12 protein-coding genes are annotated in these 15,371 nt (G+C 71.2%); 9 read left to right on the top strand and 3 right to left on the bottom strand.

What is annotated here, in order from left to right; translation table 11 throughout:
* The first annotated feature begins 26 nt into the window (after positions 1-26).
* On the top strand, positions 27-1,256 hold the full coding sequence (locus tag ACZ6TD_RS09420) for an ROK family transcriptional regulator (RefSeq protein WP_471352509.1): 1,230 nt from the start codon (positions 27-29) through the stop codon (positions 1,254-1,256).
* Between the two features lie 100 nt (positions 1,257-1,356).
* Complete coding sequence (locus tag ACZ6TD_RS09415; protein WP_471352507.1) at positions 1,357-2,217, top strand: glycoside hydrolase family 16 protein; 861 nt, start codon at positions 1,357-1,359, stop codon at positions 2,215-2,217.
* A 153-nt stretch (positions 2,218-2,370) separates the two neighbouring features.
* Here the strand turns inward: ACZ6TD_RS09415 and ACZ6TD_RS09410 are convergent, their stop codons facing one another.
* Positions 2,371-4,677, bottom strand: coding sequence for a beta-L-arabinofuranosidase domain-containing protein (locus ACZ6TD_RS09410; RefSeq protein WP_471352505.1), 2,307 nt, complete (start codon positions 4,675-4,677; stop codon positions 2,371-2,373).
* Between the two features lie 465 nt (positions 4,678-5,142).
* On the opposite strand from ACZ6TD_RS09410, the gene ACZ6TD_RS09405 reads away from it, so the two are divergent.
* The 3 genes from ACZ6TD_RS09405 (at position 5,143) to ACZ6TD_RS09395 (ending at position 8,173) form a co-directional block, all read left to right on the top strand.
* A complete protein-coding gene (locus ACZ6TD_RS09405) occupies positions 5,143-5,451 on the top strand; it encodes a hypothetical protein (RefSeq protein ID WP_471352503.1) in 309 nt (102 codons plus the stop codon).
* Positions 5,452-5,486: 35 nt separating this feature from the next.
* Positions 5,487-5,942, top strand: coding sequence for a peroxiredoxin (locus ACZ6TD_RS09400; RefSeq protein ID WP_471352501.1), 456 nt, complete (start codon positions 5,487-5,489; stop codon positions 5,940-5,942).
* Positions 5,943-6,226: 284 nt separating this feature from the next.
* Positions 6,227-8,173 carry a DUF2264 domain-containing protein gene (locus ACZ6TD_RS09395; RefSeq protein ID WP_471352499.1) on the top strand — a complete coding sequence of 649 codons (1,947 nt, stop codon included), beginning with the start codon at positions 6,227-6,229 and terminating at the stop codon, positions 8,171-8,173.
* 19 nt (positions 8,174-8,192) lie between these two features.
* Here the strand turns inward: ACZ6TD_RS09395 and ACZ6TD_RS09390 are convergent, their stop codons facing one another.
* The gene (locus tag ACZ6TD_RS09390; protein ID WP_471352497.1) at positions 8,193-9,038 is read right to left on the bottom strand and encodes an IclR family transcriptional regulator; all 846 of its coding nucleotides are present in this window, start codon (positions 9,036-9,038) and stop codon (positions 8,193-8,195) included.
* Between the two features lie 324 nt (positions 9,039-9,362).
* Here ACZ6TD_RS09390 and ACZ6TD_RS09385 point away from each other — a divergent pair, with 324 nt between their 5' ends.
* The 4 genes from ACZ6TD_RS09385 to ACZ6TD_RS09370 are packed head-to-tail and all read left to right on the top strand — an operon-like array spanning position 9,363 to position 12,409.
* Positions 9,363-10,199 (top strand): ABC transporter substrate-binding protein, encoded by an 837-nt coding sequence (locus tag ACZ6TD_RS09385; protein ID WP_471352495.1) that lies wholly within the window; start codon positions 9,363-9,365, stop codon positions 10,197-10,199.
* A gap of 49 nt (positions 10,200-10,248) precedes the next feature.
* On the top strand, positions 10,249-10,989 hold the full coding sequence (locus ACZ6TD_RS09380; RefSeq protein WP_471352493.1) for an amino acid ABC transporter permease: 741 nt from the start codon (positions 10,249-10,251) through the stop codon (positions 10,987-10,989).
* Positions 10,989-11,639, top strand: coding sequence for an amino acid ABC transporter permease (locus ACZ6TD_RS09375; RefSeq protein ID WP_471352491.1), 651 nt, complete (start codon positions 10,989-10,991; stop codon positions 11,637-11,639). The genes ACZ6TD_RS09380 and ACZ6TD_RS09375 overlap by 1 nt, the downstream gene beginning before the upstream one ends.
* Complete coding sequence (locus ACZ6TD_RS09370) at positions 11,639-12,409, top strand: amino acid ABC transporter ATP-binding protein (RefSeq protein ID WP_471352489.1); 771 nt, start codon at positions 11,639-11,641, stop codon at positions 12,407-12,409. The genes ACZ6TD_RS09375 and ACZ6TD_RS09370 overlap by 1 nt, the downstream gene beginning before the upstream one ends.
* Positions 12,410-12,439: 30 nt before the next feature.
* Here the strand turns inward: ACZ6TD_RS09370 and ACZ6TD_RS09365 are convergent, their stop codons facing one another.
* A complete protein-coding gene (locus tag ACZ6TD_RS09365) occupies positions 12,440-15,370 on the bottom strand; it encodes a glycoside hydrolase family 2 TIM barrel-domain containing protein (protein WP_471352487.1) in 2,931 nt (976 codons plus the stop codon).
* Between the last annotated feature and the right edge of the window lies 1 nt (position 15,371).

The raw sequence follows: 15,371 nt of genomic DNA, 5'->3' as shown, positions 1-15,371 counted from the left end.
ACATTGTGTCTCCCCGGAGGTGACCGATGACGGCCAAGGCGCAGGCAGCCCAGCCCTCGCTGCGCACCACCGTGCGCGATCCGCGGCGCGGCAGCCGCTCCGCGCTGCTGTGGGCGCTGTATCCGCACGCTCCGCTCAGCCGCCAGGAGCTCGTCCGCCGTACGGGGCTCGGCGCCACCACCGTGAGCGCGGTCATCGGCGAACTGATCGCCGAAGGCGTCGTCACGGAAGAGACCGTCACGGATGCGGAATCGCCCCGGCTGCGGCTGGCCTCCGAGCACCGGTACGTCATCGGCGTCGAGGTCGCCGATGCCCGGGTCCGCGTCGGGCTGTTCGACCTCGCCCTCACCCAACGGGCCGGAGCCGCCCACCCGTTACCCTCCGGCCCCGCCGCGGAGCACGGCGCCGAAACCGCCGTCCGACACATCCTGACCTTCCTGGACGACGTCATCGAGGAGGCCGGAATCCCCCACGGGCACATCCTCGGCGTCGGTGTCGGCGTTTCGGCCACCGGCTGGGACGGCGTCCCCCTGGAGCGGCTGCTGCGCACCGGCACCGCACTGCCCCTGCACATCGACAACGGCGCGGAGGCCCTGGGCCGGGCCGAGATGTGGTTCGGCGCCGGACGCGGCGTCCAGCACGCCGTCGTCGCGCTCATCGGCTCCGGCGTCTCCGCGAGCGTCATCACCCACGGCTCCCCCTACCGGGGCGCCGCCGACGGCGCGGGCGAGTGGGGCCACACCACCGTCCAGGCCGGGGGCCGCCGTTGCCGCTGCGGCGCCCGCGGCTGTCTGGCGGCGTACGCCGGCGCCGAGGCGGTCCTGGAGCGCTACCGCCGGGCCCGGCGCGGTCGCGTCACCCCCGGCGCTGACCGGGAGTCCGCGTTCGCCGCGCTGCTCGCGGCCGCCGACACCTCGTCCGCCGCGCAGCGCGTCCTGGAGGAGGCGGCGGTGTACTTGGGTGCCGGAATCGCCAATCTCGTCAATCTGTTCAATCCGCAGCGGATCATCCTCGGCGGCTGGGCCGGGCTGATGTTCGGCGCCCGTATGCTGCCGCGGATCCGCGAGACGGTCGCCGCGCAGGCGCTGCGCAGGCCGTACGCGCGGACCGACATCGGGCTGTGCGGGCTCGGCCCCCACGCCGTGGCGCTCGGCGCCGCCGCCCTGCCCGTCCGCCACTTCCTGACTCACCCGACCACCTCCCCCTCAGGAGCGCTGACGCGCGCGGCCCCCACCACCCGTATGCCCGTGCCGTAGCGCCCGCGGGTCCCGGCCCCCAGCCGCCGGACACACACCTTCCCCCTCCGGACCGGCACCCACCGGTCCCATCCCCCACACAGGAAGGCACCACCGTTCCATGAGAAGTACGCTGCGCAACACCGTGATCGGTCTGCTCTCCGCGACCGCACTCGCCGCCACCCCCTGGCTCACCGCTCCGGCCACGGCCACCACGGCCGCCCCCCAGGCCACCGCCGCCGCGGCCGAATTCACCGACAACTTCGACGGCCCGGCGGGCAGCGCGGTCGACGGCTCCAAGTGGGGTCTGGAGACCGGCGACAACGTCAACAACCACGAGCGGCAGTACTACACCGACGGCAACAAGAACGCGGCGCTGGACGGCAACGGCAACCTCGTCATCACCGCCCGCAAGGAGAACCCGGCCGACTACAACTGCTGGTACGGCCGGTGTGAGTACACCTCCGCCCGCCTCAACACCTCCCAGAAGTTCACCACCGCGTCCGGCCATGTCGAGGCCCGGATGAAGCTGCCGCAGGGCCAGGGCATGTGGCCCGCCTTCTGGATGCTCGGCAACGACATCGGCAGCGCGGGCTGGCCCAACTGCGGCGAGATAGACATCATGGAGAACGTGGGCTTCGAGCCCAGCACCGTCCACGGCACCATCCACGGCCCCGGCTACTCCGGCTCGGGCGGCATCGGCGCCGGCTACACCCTGCCAGACGGTGGCAAGTTCTCCGACGGCTTCCACACCTTCGCCATCGACTGGTCGCCCAACAAGATCACCTGGTCCGTCGACGGCAATGTCTACCAGACCCGCACGCCCTCGGACCTGAACGGCAACCGCTGGGTCTTCGACCACCCCTTCTACATCATCCTCAACCTGGCCGTCGGCGGTGACTGGCCCGGCGACCCGGACGGCAACACCTCCTTCCCGCAGCAGCTGGTCGTCGACTACGTCAAGGTGACGGGCGGCAGCTGACGCCCGCGGCCGATGTGGAAGCCCGCCGAGCGGTGTTCTCGCCGGTGTCATCAGCAGGGGCGGACCGCCTTCGAGACCGCCGCGACGAGGGCTTCCACATCGGCACCCCACCGACGTCCACGAACGAGTCACCAACCTCTCCGGTCGGCACACCTAACTCTTCACGATGCGCCACCGGTTGTCGGCAGTGCCATTGTCCGAGTCCTGGACCGCGAACGCGCCGACAGCGGTGGAGTTGTCCGCGATCGCGAGCAGCTTGCCGCTGTGCGCGTTGCGGATCTTGTAGGTCCCGTCTCCCTGGTCGAGCAGCGTCCATCTGTGGTCGGCGGTGCCGTTGTCCGACCACTGCAGGACGGCCGCGTTGTCTGTCGTGGACATGCCCTGGACACCGAGCACCTTGCCGCTGTGGGCATTGCGGAAGCGGACCGCGTCTCCGTCGGTGATCATTTGCCAGTTGTGGTCGGCGGTGCCCGAGTCGTTCCACTGCAGAGCGCGGCCGCCCTCGGCCGTGGACATGTTCTGGATGCCCAGCACGAGACCGCTGCCCACGTTGGCGAGACGGACGGTGCCGCTGATGTTCCAGTAGACGGTGTAGTTGTGGCCATGCGCGTCGTGGAACGGGCCCAGGCTGACGGTGGAGCCGTTGGCGGTGGCGTCGAAGGCGAGCGAAGTGCTGCTGGTCCGTGTGATCGAGGACGTGTTCAGCGTCGGGAGGGAGCTGAGCGCGGCGTTGCCGTAGTCGCCGGAGAGGACCACCGGGCCGTAGGTGATCGCGGCGACGTTCGCGTTGTCGTTGGCCGCTCGCATGACGATCCGCATGGGCAGGCGGACGGTGACCGTGTCGCCGGAGGCCCACGAGCGGCTCAGGGTGGCGTAGCTGCCGGGGGCGGTGGTGATGTTCTGCGCGACGCCGTTGACGCTGACAGTGGCCCCGGTGGTCCAGCCCGGGATGCGGACGCGCATCGCCCAGGTTCCGCTGACGTTGCCGGTGACCTTCAGGGTCGTGGTGTCGCTCTCCGGGTACGACGTGGTCTGGGTGACCGTGATTCCGCGCTCTGACCAGTTGAGCACCGAGGGCACGAACAGGTTCACGATCAGCGTGTTGTCACCGCGGAAGTAGATGGAGTCCATCAGCCTGGTGTGCATCTCCAGGCCCGTGCCCTGGCAGCACCAGAAGGTGCCGTAGTCGGTGCTCCAGGTGCCGCCGCCCCACGCCGGGCCCACACCGCGTCGGCCGCCCGGGTTGAGCGGGGTGAAGTAGGTGACGTGGCCGTGGTTGTCGGCCGGGTTCTGCTGGCCGATCATCTGGTTCAGCCACGCCCGCTCGTAGTAGTCGAACAGCGCGACTCGGCTCGGGTCCAGTGTGAACAGTTCCCGGGTGAGGCTGAGCATGTTGAAGGTGTTGCAGCTTTCGCACGTGTCCTGGTTCAGGTAGCCGGCGATGGCGTTCGGGGCGCGGAAGTGCTCCGCCTGGCTGTTGCCGCCGATGGCGTAGGTGTGCGAGTTGACGCAGATGTTCCAGGCGTTGGTGGCGATGTCCCGGTAGCGGGTCGTGCCGGTGGCCTTGTACTCCCGGGCGGCCCCGATCCACTTGGGTACCTGGGTGTTGGCGTGCAGTCCGTTGAGCTGGTCCTGGCCGGACGCCAGGGGGTTGAACACCGCGGCGTGGTCGAACCGCTGGGCGACGGTGAGCCACCGCGCGTCGTTGGTCTGCTGGTAGAGATCGGTCAGCACGGCGTTCATGCCGCCGAACTCGGTTCCCAGCATGGTCTGCATCTGCTGGCCGCTCAGCCGGCCGGTGCGCCGGTCGACCCATCCCGCCAGGGCGAGCAGCACGTCCCGGGCTTGTGTGCTGCCGATGTGGCGCCATACGTCCAGCAGGCCGGCGAGGGTCTTGTGGATGGTGTAGTACGGCACGTTGCCGTTGGTCAGGGTCCCCTGCTCGAGGGCGGTGAAGTCGGACTCGGGGTAGCCGGAGAGGTACCCGGCGTTGAAACCGGCGGCGCTGTTGTTGGCCTGGCATGTGGCCAACTCCGCGACCATGGTGGTTGCCTTGTCCCGGCAGGTGGTGTCCCCGGTCACGGCGTACAGCTGTGACCATGCCGTGAGGAAGTGCCCTTGGACGTGGGTGCGGAAGGGGAACGTCGGCGCGTCCCAGCCGCCATTGGCGGCCGCGCCGTTGGTGGACAGCCGGTGGTTGGCGCGGAAGTTGTACAGCAGCCGGTCGACATCGACGAACCGCAGGTAGTTCTCCGTACGGTTCTGGTTGTCCAGCCACCGGCTTGCGGTGAGCCGGACCTGGCCGAGTTCGAAGGGGTGCGCGGAGACCCCGATGTCGGCCCTTGCCGGGGGAATGGCCGCGTGGGCGGGAGAACTGCCGACGAAGGATCCGGTGGCAGAGGCGGCGGCGGTGGCCCCGGCCACTTGCAGGAGGCGCCGTCTGCTGACGGAGGAAGACATCTTGCACCCCTTCGGTGACGAGCGAGCGACTGCTCGGTCATTGGTGTGTTGGCTCACGTCTCCGGCGGGTCGGGTGCGGCACGTCCCGGGCTTGTGCTGCCGATGTGCGCCATACGTCCAGCGGGCCGACGACATCACAGCGGGGCCGTTGGCGGCACCTCCCCGTGCTCGACCGGGGGAAGCGCCGTGAACAACTCGTGTTCGACCAGCCGAGTTGTGCGACATATCGAACAGTGTTCGTAAGATCGGGCAGATGCTAAGTGTGGGCAACAGGGTGCGTCAATACATCCGACATCCGTGGTCCTCGAACGGGTCTGCCCGGCCAACGGTGCAACTCGGGGTGGCGCAGGTCGAGTTCGCGTTCGGCGGCTGCTGGGATGGGCCCCTGATGTGGAGTCGGTCCTCGTTGGGCCGTCCGCACCCGTATGATGGGTATCCAGTCCCGTGTACGGAGTTGGGGACGAGATGACTGCCACATGGTGGCTTATGCAAGGTGAGGCCGCGGTCGGCGAGTTACGCCAGTACGGGGTCGACCAGCCGGTTTTTCTGTGTCACTTCACGCCGGGCCCGGCGTGGGAAACCGTCCGGGCGCAGTTCGAGGCGTGGTCCGCGCTGCGCGGGCCGGATCCCGACGGAAGCCGTACCGCCCAGGTCATCCGGTCCATCATGGACCTCGGTCTGCGGCTGGTCCCCACGGACGACAGCCCTTCGATGGCGCTGTTCACCGAATGCATCCTGCGCATCGACGGCCACACCGCGCGGCTGCGCTACTGATGCTCCGCCGGGCGCGCGGCCGGTAGCGTGCCCCCATGGACATCGGTGATGTGGTCGAGGACTTCGAGCTGCCGGATGAGACCGGCACCGTGCGTTCGCTCAGCGGGCTGCTGGCGGACGGTCCGGTGGTGCTGTTCTTCTATCCGGCGGCCTTCACCCCCGGCTGTACCAAACAGGCGTGCCACTTCCGGGACATCGCGGCGGAGTTCAAGGAGCTCGGCGCCCAGCCGGTCGGGGTCAGCGCCGATTCCGTCGAGAAGCAGGCGGAGTTCGCCCATGCGTACTCCTTCGGCTATCCGCTGCTGTCGGATCCGGAGGGGACCGTGCGGGAGCGGTTCGGGGTGAAGCGCGGGATCGCGGCGGTGCCGACCAAGCGGGTCACCTTCGTGATCGATACCGATCGCAAGGTGCTGGAGATCGTCAAGAGCGAGTTCCGGATGGGTGTGCACGCGGACCGGGCGCTCGACGCTCTGCGTGGCAGGAGCGCGTAAGCCCCGTACGACCGTCCGTGTCGAGCGGAAAGCGCGTGCGGGGGCGGCCCAAGAGGCCGCCCCCGCTGAGTTCGCGCCCTCTAGCAAGCGCTTGCCGACACGACGTATGGTCAGGCGGCCGACCGTAGGCCATCGGCGAGCCTCCGTCGCCGAACTGAGCCGAGCCGAGGAGCCCCCATGAGACGCGCCGGTACCGCACTGCTGGCCGCCACCGCCACCGAGTTCGCACCCCTGATGCTCGGCGAGCTGCGCGCTCAAGCCCTCGTCCCCGCCGGGGTGCTCCGATGACCGGCCTCGCACCGCGCCCCACGCCGTGCCCCACGCCGCGCCTCGCGCTGCCCCCGGAGGACCGCGACCTCAGCCCCCGCACCGGCTGGACCCGCGCCCACTGGGAGGCCGCCGCCGACGGACTGCTCGCCGCGGTCGCCCCGTACGCGACCCCCGGCGGCGCCCTCTACCCGCTCCCCGGCGACCGGCCGAGCTGGTCCGGCCCCCGCTCCGACGGCCTGGAAGGCTACGCCCGGACGTTTCTGCTGGCCGCCCTCCGCGTCGCGGGCGCGCGCGGCGCCGACCCCGGCGGGCTGCTGGAGCGGTACGCGGACGGGCTCGCCACCGGTACCGCACGCCCCGGCGGCGACGGACCCGAGGACTGGCCCCGGATCACCGACCGGAGCCAGCCGCTGGTCGAGTCCGCCTCCATCGCGCTCGGGCTGCGGCTCACCCGCCCCTGGCTGTGGGACCGGCTCGACGACGGTGTGCGGGAGCGGGTGGCGGCCTGGCTGGTGGACGCGCTCACCGCCGAACCCGTGCCCAGCAACTGGGAGCTGTTCCCCGTAGCCGTCGGCGGGTTCCTCGCCGACGCGGGCATCGAGCCGGAGGCCGCCCGCGCCGCCGTGGCCCGCGGGCTGGAGCGCATCGAGCCCTGGTACACCGGCGACGGCTGGTACAGCGACGGCGCGGGCCGCGCCTTCGACTACTACAACGGCTGGGCGCTGCACCTGTATCCGGCGCTCGAGGCATGGCTGTCCCAGGACGGCGAGCGGCTCAGCCGCTACGGGCGCCGGCTGGCCGCCCATCTCGCCGACTACGCCCACCTCTTCGGCGCCGACGGCGCCCCGCTGCACCAGGGCCGCTCCCTGACGTACCGATTCGCCGCCGCCGCGCCCCTGTGGCTGGGCGCCCTCACCGGCCACACCCCGCTCGGCCCCGGAACCACCCGCCGCCTCGCCTCCGGCGCCCTGCGCCACTTCCTCGACCGGGGCGCGACCACGGACCGCGGGCTGCTCTCGCTCGGCTGGTACGGCCCCTACGACGGCGTCCTCCAGCCCTACTCCGGCCCCGCCTCCCCGTACTGGGCCGCCAAGGGCTTCCTGGGGCTGCTCCTCCCGGCCGACCACGAGGTCTGGACGGTGCGCGAGGAGCCGGGACCCGTCGAGCGCGCGGACGCGGTGCGCGCCGTCCCCGGTCCCAACTGGCTGCTCCAGTCCACCGCGGGCGACGGTCTGGTCCGGCTCCACAACCACGGCAGCGAACACCTGCCGCCGCCCGGCGACCCCGACCAGGACGACCCCCACTACGCCCGCCTCGCCTACTCCACGGCCACCGGCCCCTTCCCGTACGGCGTCGCGCCCGACAACCACTTCGGCCTGGTCCACGGCGGCCGGATCTCCCTGCGCACCGCGCTGGAACCGCTGGGCGCGGGCGACGGCTGGGCCGCCTCGCGCCATCGGGCGCGGCTGGTGGGGGAGGAGCCGGAGCAGGGCGAGGAGGCCCGCGTCACCTCGCTGGTGCTGGTGCGCGGCGCCGTGGAGGTCCGGATCCACCTGGTGACCGGTGCGGCGCCGGGCCGGGTCGTCCGCCAGACGGGCTGGGCGGTTCCGGATCCCCCGGCGGAGGACGAGGGGCCGCGGTCCGAACTGCTGCCGCTCCACGGCCTGATGAAGGACGGCGTCCTGCCCGCCGCCCCCACGGCCTTCACCCGGCGCGCCGTCTCACCCGCGCTGGCCGGTGAGACGACGGGCCGCGCCGGGGGCGACCTCTTCCTCTGCCTCGCCCGCCTCACGGCCGACCCCGACGCGCCCCCGCTGGCCGACCGGGTCCGCGCCGCTGCGGGCCCGGCGGACGACGGGACCCATCTGGTGACGGTCACCTGGTGGGACGGCGAGGTGCGGCGGGCCCGCATGGGCCCGAGCGCGGTCACCGTCGATGGTCTGGCCGAAAACGCCGGTTGACAACCCGGTTTAACCGGGTCTACAGGGCGGGAGCGGGCGGCAATGTGCCGCCCAGGCGCCCGGACAGGGCCTTCGTGGAGTCGAGGAGGAGCTCCCCGATCTCGGCGGCGCGGTCCCGGGTGACGCGGGAGGCGGGCCCGGAGACGCTGATCGCCGTGGCGACCGTCCCGCTGTGATCGAAGACCGGCGCCGCGACGCAGCGGATCTCCTCCTCGTTCTCCACGTCGTCGATCGCGTACCCCCGCTCCCGGACGGCGGCCAGTTCGGCGTGCAACCGCTCGGCGGAGGTGATGGTGGCCGGGGTGCGGGGCGGCATGCCCCGTGCTATGACCTGTTCCACCACGGCGTCGGAGGCGTGGGCCAGGAACGCCTTGCCGACGGCGGTGCAGTAGGCGGGCTGCCGGCTGCCGATACGCGAGTGCATGCGCACCGGCTGGGGGCTTTCGACCTTGTCGATGTAGACGATCTCCGGCGGGTCGAAGACGACCAGGTGAACCGTCTCCCCGATGCTCTCGACGAGCTCGTGCAGATGGGGGGCGGCCGTCTCCCGGAAGTCGAGGCGTTCCAGGTAGACCTGGCCGAGCAGGGCGTTCTGGGGGCCCAGCCGGTAGCGCCCGCTGTCGGCGTCCTGGTCCACCAGGCGCACCTCCCGCAGCGGCGCCAGCAGCCGCAGGACGGTGCTCTTGCTCAGGTTCAGGCCCTCGGCCAGGTCGGTGAGCGTCGCGCCGCGCGGATGCCCGCGGTCCTCGGCCAGGAACATCACGATGGACAGCGCCCGGCGCAGCGAGGACGAGGTGTTGCGCCGGGGGCCGGTCGGGGCGGGCCGGTCCTCCTGGTCGCCGTGGGCGGTATCGGGCCCGGACATACGGTCCTTCCCCCTCCGTCGGGTCCTGGGGCGAGGAGTTGGGAGGCTCCCCGCGGGTGATCCGGGGACAGTAGTCGACCCGGTCCCGTTTTGCATAGCAGCATCAGGTGTCGGGATATGAAATCAGCCATTGACGACCTCTGTCGGCTCGGCTAGCTTATGCGCACCAATTACGGAATTGGATTCTGCATTGCAGCATCCCTGAGTTCGGCGATCATCGGCGATCGCGGCTCGTCGATCTTCCTCGCTTTTCCTCCCCCGAAGGCTTTCCTCCCTCGAAGCCTTTCCTCCACGAAGCCTTTCCTCCCCGAAGGGAGTCCCGCCATGGGACGACGCCCTCATGCCCGCAGGCTGGCCGCGATCTCCGCGGGCGCCATCGCCGCCACCACCCTGCTCGCCGCCTGCTCCTCGAGCCAGGGTGCGGCCTCCCGGGCGCAGAGCTCCACCCTGCAGAAGGTGGCCCGCGGCGGCACCCTGCGCATCGCCAGCTGTCTGACGTTCCCGCCCTTCGGGTCGACGAACAAGGCCAACCAGCCCCAGGGCTTCGACATCGACGTCGCCAAGGCCATGGCCAAGGCGCTGGGTGTCAAGGTGAAGATCGTGGACACCACCTCGGCCAACCGCGTCCCGAATCTGCGTACGCACAAGGTGGACGCCGTGATCTGCAACTTCACCACCACCGCCGAGCGTGCGAAGCAGGTCGCCTTCAGCGACCCGTACATCGTCGCCGGTGAGGTGCTGATGGTGAAGAAGTCCAGCGATATCTCCGGCATCAAGGACCTGTCGGGCAAGAAGGTGGCGGTCACCAAGGGCTCCACCAACGGCGCCGCGGTGAAGGAGGGCAACCCGGGGGCGCGGATCCAGGAGTACGACACCTCGGCGGCGGCCGTGCTCGCGGTCAAGCAGGGCCAGGCCGACGCCATGGTCGAGGATTCCAACTTCCTCAACTCCCAGGCCAAGTCCGACCCGGCCCTCAAGGTCACCAAGGACTCGGTCGTACCACTGGAGTACAACGCGATCGGGGTGAGCCAGGGCGACCCGGACTGGCTGCAGTGGATCAACACCTGGCTCCGGGAGTTCAACACCTCCGGCCAGAGCGCGGCCCTCTACAAGAAGTGGTTCGGCGTCAAGCCCGTCTACCCGCTCAACCCGTCCTACTGAGCCCTGCCGGGCGGCGGCACCCCAGCCGTCGCCCCCGTGGAGGAACCCCATGCTCGCCGACTGGACCTACGCATTCCAGGACTGGCCCACCTATCTCAGCGCGGCCTGGCTGTCCCTGAAGCTGTCCCTCGCCGCCTTCGCCCTCGCCTGCGCCCTCGGTCTGCTGGGCGCCCTCGCCCGCAGATCGCGTCACGCACTCGTCCGCGCCCCGGCCGCCGTGTACGTGGAGGTCATCCGCAACACCCCGGTGCTGCTCCAGATGTTCGTCGCCTACTTCGCCCTGCCCTCGGCCGGGCTGCGGCTCAGCCCCGTACAGGCGGGCATCGCGGCGCTCGGCGTCAACGTCGGCGCGTACCTCACCGAGATCTTCCGGGCCGGTATCCAGGCTGTTCCGCGCGGCCAGCGCGAGGCGTCCCGCGTGCTGGCCCTCACCCCCTTCCGGACCTATCTGCACGTGGTACTCCCGCAGGCGCTGCGCAACGTCTATCCGGCCGTGGTCAACCAGCTCGTCCAGATCATCCTGGGCTCGTCCCTGCTGTCCGCCATCTCCGTTCCCGAACTCACCGGCACCGCCATGGTGATCAACTCCCGCAATCTGCTGACCATCCAGGTCTTCGGCATCGCCGCCATGCTCTATCTGGTGCTCACCAACCTGGTCGTGCTGGTGGCGGGGCTCATCGGCCGCGCGGCCTTCAAACCGCCGCTGCGCCCGGTCAGCACCCGGCAGTCGGCGCTGGCGGGCCTGCGGACCGCGGCCCGCCGCCTCGTCCTGGTCCGCAAGGAGGCGTGATGGACTGGTCGGTCATGTGGTCCAACCGGGACCTGTACGGCGCCGGGCTGTGGGCCACCGTCGAGCTCTCCGTGGCGGCCATCGCCGCCTGCACCCTGCTCGGCCTGGTCATCGCGGCCATCCGCACCAGCCGGATCCCCGTCCTGGCCCAGCTCGCCCGCTGCTACCTGGAGGTCTTCCGGGGCATACCGCTGCTGGTCCAGATGCTCTTCATCTACTTCGGCGCGGTCTACCTCAACATCGGGAACATCACCGTCTTCGGGGCCGCCCTGCTGGCGCTCACCCTCTTCCAGGGCGCGTACGTCGCGGAGATCTTCCGGGCCGGTATCGAGGCCGTACCGCACGGTCAGTGGGAGGCGTCGCGGGTCCTGGGCCTGACTCGCGCCCAGACCTTCGGGTCGGTCATCCTCCCCCAGACCCGGTCGATCGTGCTGCCCCCGCTGGTCGGCCAGTACCTCTCGCTCGTCAAGGACACCTCGATCGCCGTCGTCATCGGCTACGCCGAACTGCTCCGCGAGGGCCAGGCCATCGTCGACCGGGTGGGACACCCCGGCGAGACGTACCTGGCGATCGCCGTCCTGTACTTCGTCATCTGTTCCCCGCTGTCGATCGTCGTCCGGCGGATGGAGAGAAAGGCCGTGACCGCCTGATGATCACCAAATCCCCCGCGGAGCGGACCCCCGCCACCACCGCCCAGGTCGCCCTGTCCGGCGTGCACAAGCGCTTCGGCGAGCTGGAAGTCCTCAAGGGCGTCGACATCGAGGTCGGCGCGGGCGAGGTCGTGGTGCTCATCGGAGCCAGCGGCTCCGGCAAGAGCACCCTGCTGCGGATCATGTGCGACCTGGAACGCGCCGACCGCGGAGAGGTCTGGGTCAATGGAGTCCCCCTGCACGACCGCAAGCGCGCACCCGAGATCTTCGGCCATGTCGGCATGGTCTTCCAGCAGTTCAACCTGTTCCCGCACCACACCGCGCTGGGCAATGTGACCCTCGCGTTGCGCAAGGTACGCAAGATCGGCCGCAAGGAGGCCGAAGAGCGCGGGCGGGAGGCACTGGCCCGGGTCGGTCTCGCCGAGAAGGCGGCCGCCTACCCCGTCCAGCTGTCCGGCGGCCAGCAGCAGCGCGTGGCGATCGCCCGCGCGCTCGCCATGGACCCCGCCGTCATGTTCTTCGACGAACCCACCTCCGCCCTCGACCCGGAGCTGGTGGGCGAGGTCACCGGGGTCATGCGGTCCCTGGCCGACGAGGGCATGACCATGGTGGTCGTCACCCACGAGATGCGGTTCGCCCGGGACACCGCCGACCGCGTGGTCTTCATGGACGGCGGTGTCGTCCTCGAACAGGGCACGCCCGAGCGTGTCTTCGGCAGCCCGGCCGAGGTCCGCACCCAGCAGTTCCTGCACCGGGTCCTGGACACCTGACGCCGGGCCGCCGAGCCCGGGACCGCCGGGTCAGCCCAGCGGGCTGAAGGTGAACGAGAACGCGGCGGGGGCCGCGTCCAGGCGGTGCTCGTCCAGCACCCCCGGGCCGCAGGACTGGCTGCCGATGCCCTGCTGTCCGTGGTCCAGGTTCACCCACACCGTCTCGGTCGACGGCTCGAGATCCGGTGTGTGCTCGGCCGCGTCGAGCTGCTCGGTGGTCCAGCGGCGCGCGGTGAACCAGAAGGCCGGCTCGCCCTCGATCCGCACCCCCGATCCGTCGGGCCCGGTCAGCCGCACCCAGCGGACGTCGATCCGGGCGCCGTTCTCCTGCGGCCGGACGTACGGCGTCTGGAGCTCGTCCACCGACAGCGCCCACCGCCCCACGCGCGCGGCGGCGCGGGTGTCGGGGTACGCCTCGCCGGGGCCGCCGCCGAACCACTCGGCGTCGCCCAGCGCGGCCGGGACCCCGAGCCGCAGGCCCAGACGCGGCAGCGGGCAGGTCCACTCGCCCAGCGGGGTGACGGAGACCGCCAGGCTCAGCCGTCCGTCCCCGTCGGCGGTCCAGCGGTAGACCGTCTCCAGACCGATGTCCACGGCGGCGGGCGCGACGCGGGTACGGACGGTCAGCGCACCGTCCGGCGTCGTCTCCACCGCATCGGTCCGGTGCCGCATCCGGTGCAGTCCGAACTGGCGCCAGATCAGGCCCCAGCGCTCGTCCGGCTGCCAGGACGCGCCGTTGTCGTTGTCGGTGGGCGCGCGCCAGATGTCCAGCCGGGGCGGTTCGGTGAGGGGCAGCCCGCCGAGCGAGGTCAGGGCGCCGGTGGCCGCGTCGAAGACGCCGGGGCCGAGCACGATCCGGTCGCCGTCGCGGCGCGGCGCCTCCCCGGAGGCGAGGGCGCGCGCCCGGCCGGTGCCGGGTGCGGCGGCGGGGAGCTGGGCCCAGGCCACCGGATGGCCCGCCTCGGCCCACGCCGTCGCGGCCGCGAGCCGCGCCTCGACCGTCCACCACGTCTCCGCCCCCGCCTCGGCGTCGGGCGGCGCCGGGAGCTTCAGGACGGCGGACTCGCCCGGGGGCAGCGGCGGCACCGCCAGCTCACCCGAGCCGATCGCCTCGCCCTCGGCCTCGTAAGTCCAGGAGAAGACGAGGTGGGACAGGTCGGCGAAGTCATGGCCGTTGGTGATCCGGACCGTGCCGTCGGCCCCGTCGCCCTCGATCCGCACCGGCTCGACGACCTTCTTGTACTCGATCAGGCCGGGGGAGGGGGTGCGGTCGGGGAAGACCAGCCCGTCGCACACGAAGTTCCCGTCGTGCAGCTCCTCGCCGAAGTCCCCGCCGTACACGTAGTAGAAGCGGCCGTCGGGGGCGCGCCGGGTGAAGCCGTGGTCGATCCACTCCCAGACGAAACCGCCCTGGCAGCGCTCATGCTCCTGGAACAGCCGCTGGTACTCGCTCAGCCCGCCGGGGCCGTTGCCCATGGCGTGCGCGTACTCGCACTCGATGAACGGCAGCGCCCGGCGCTTCGCGTCCAGCTCCGGATCGCCCCACGGGGGCTCGGTGCGCCGGCCGATCTGGTCGACCTCCTCGTGCGGTGCGTACATCCGCGAGTAGATGTCCGTGTCGGCGCAGGACAGATCGCCCTCGTAGTGGATCACCCGGGACGGGTCGCGCTCCCGGATCCAGTCGGCCATGGCGGACAGCCCGCGCCCGGTGCCGCACTCGTTGCCCAGCGACCACATCACCACCGACGGGTGGTTCTTGTCGCGCTCGACCATCCGCTCGGCGCGGTCGAGCAGCGCCGGGGTCCAGCGGTCGTCGTCCACCGGGTTGTTCCGCCAGTCCAGGTCGACGAAGCCGTGGGTCTCCAGATCGCATTCGTCGATGACCCACAGCCCCAGCTCGTCGCAGAGCCCGAGGAAGGCGGGGTGCGGCGGATAGTGGCTGGTGCGCACGGCGTTGATGTTGTGCTGCTTCATCAGCACCAGATCGCGGCGCATGGTCGCGAGGTCCACCGCCCGCCCGTTCTCGGGGTGGAACTCATGCCGGTTGACGCCGCGGAAGAGCACCCGCCGCCCGTTGACCTTGAGCAGCCCGTCCTCGACCACCACGGTACGGAAGCCCACGTGCAGCGAGACGCTCTCGCCCACGGTGGTCAGCCGCGCCTCGTACAGCCGGGGCGTCTCCGCCGTCCACGGCTCGACGGGGACGGTGGCGCTCTCCCCGGTGGCCAGGTCAAGACCCAGCTCGGGGACGGTGACCCGGCCGCCGGGGTCGGAGTCGATCCGCAGCGTGCCCTCACCGGTGGTGTGGTCGTAACTGGCGTGGACGAAGTAGTCGTCGAGCGCGCCCTCGGGGCGGTGCTCGAGCGTCACCTCACGGAAGATCCCGGGCAGCCACCACTGGTCCTGGTCCTCGAGATAGGTTCCGGAGGACCACTGGTGGACGCGTACGGCCAGCACGTTGCCCGACGGCTGGAGCAGGCCCCCGACGGCGAACTCGTGCGGCAGCCGGCTGCCCTTGAAGGTGCCCAGCTCCTCGCCGTTGAGCCAGACCCGGGCGCAGGACTCGACGCCCTCGAAGCGCAGGACCGCGTCCCCGCCGGCCGGCCAGTCGCCGGGGAGGTCGAAGACGCGCAGATGGTCGCCGGTCGGGTTCTCGTCGGGCACCCGCGGTGGGTCCACCGGGAAGGGGTAGCGCACATTGGTGTAGATCGGTGCCCCGTGGCCGTGCAGCACCCAGTGGCCGGGCACCGGGAGCTCGTCCCAGCCGCGGGCGTCGTAGCCCGGGCGGGCGAAGGAGTCGTCCTCGGCGGTGGCGGTCGGCGACAGCCGGAACGACCACGTCCCGTTCAGGCTCAGCCGCGCGGCGTCGGAGGATGGGGTCCAGGGGCGGGGCGGCAGCGCTCCCGCGCCGGGGGAGACGTCCTCGTAGTAGGGCAGTGGCGTGTGCTGCGTGGAGCTCATC

This window comes from Streptomyces yongxingensis (genome assembly GCF_055597465.1).
This window is presented reverse-complemented; position numbering and strand designations above follow the sequence as displayed.

Excerpts from the sequence above, each read along its gene's own strand:
- ACZ6TD_RS09375 (WP_471352491.1), top strand. The coding sequence starts at position 10,989 with ATGGACTGGTCGGTCATGTGGTCCAACCGGGACCTGTACGGCGCCGGG.
- ACZ6TD_RS09385 (WP_471352495.1), top strand. The coding sequence starts at position 9,363 with ATGGGACGACGCCCTCATGCCCGCAGGCTGGCCGCGATCTCCGCGGGC.
- ACZ6TD_RS09410 (WP_471352505.1), bottom strand. The coding sequence starts at position 4,677 with ATGTCTTCCTCCGTCAGCAGACGGCGCCTCCTGCAAGTGGCCGGGGCC.
- ACZ6TD_RS09400 (WP_471352501.1), top strand. The coding sequence starts at position 5,487 with ATGGACATCGGTGATGTGGTCGAGGACTTCGAGCTGCCGGATGAGACC.
- ACZ6TD_RS09370 (WP_471352489.1), top strand. The coding sequence starts at position 11,639 with ATGATCACCAAATCCCCCGCGGAGCGGACCCCCGCCACCACCGCCCAG.
- ACZ6TD_RS09415 (WP_471352507.1), top strand. The coding sequence starts at position 1,357 with ATGAGAAGTACGCTGCGCAACACCGTGATCGGTCTGCTCTCCGCGACC.
- ACZ6TD_RS09420 (WP_471352509.1), top strand. The coding sequence starts at position 27 with ATGACGGCCAAGGCGCAGGCAGCCCAGCCCTCGCTGCGCACCACCGTG.
- ACZ6TD_RS09365 (WP_471352487.1), bottom strand. The coding sequence starts at position 15,370 with ATGAGCTCCACGCAGCACACGCCACTGCCCTACTACGAGGACGTCTCC.
- ACZ6TD_RS09395 (WP_471352499.1), top strand. The coding sequence starts at position 6,227 with ATGACCGGCCTCGCACCGCGCCCCACGCCGTGCCCCACGCCGCGCCTC.
- ACZ6TD_RS09390 (WP_471352497.1), bottom strand. The coding sequence starts at position 9,038 with ATGTCCGGGCCCGATACCGCCCACGGCGACCAGGAGGACCGGCCCGCC.
- ACZ6TD_RS09405 (WP_471352503.1), top strand. The coding sequence starts at position 5,143 with ATGACTGCCACATGGTGGCTTATGCAAGGTGAGGCCGCGGTCGGCGAG.
- ACZ6TD_RS09380 (WP_471352493.1), top strand. The coding sequence starts at position 10,249 with ATGCTCGCCGACTGGACCTACGCATTCCAGGACTGGCCCACCTATCTC.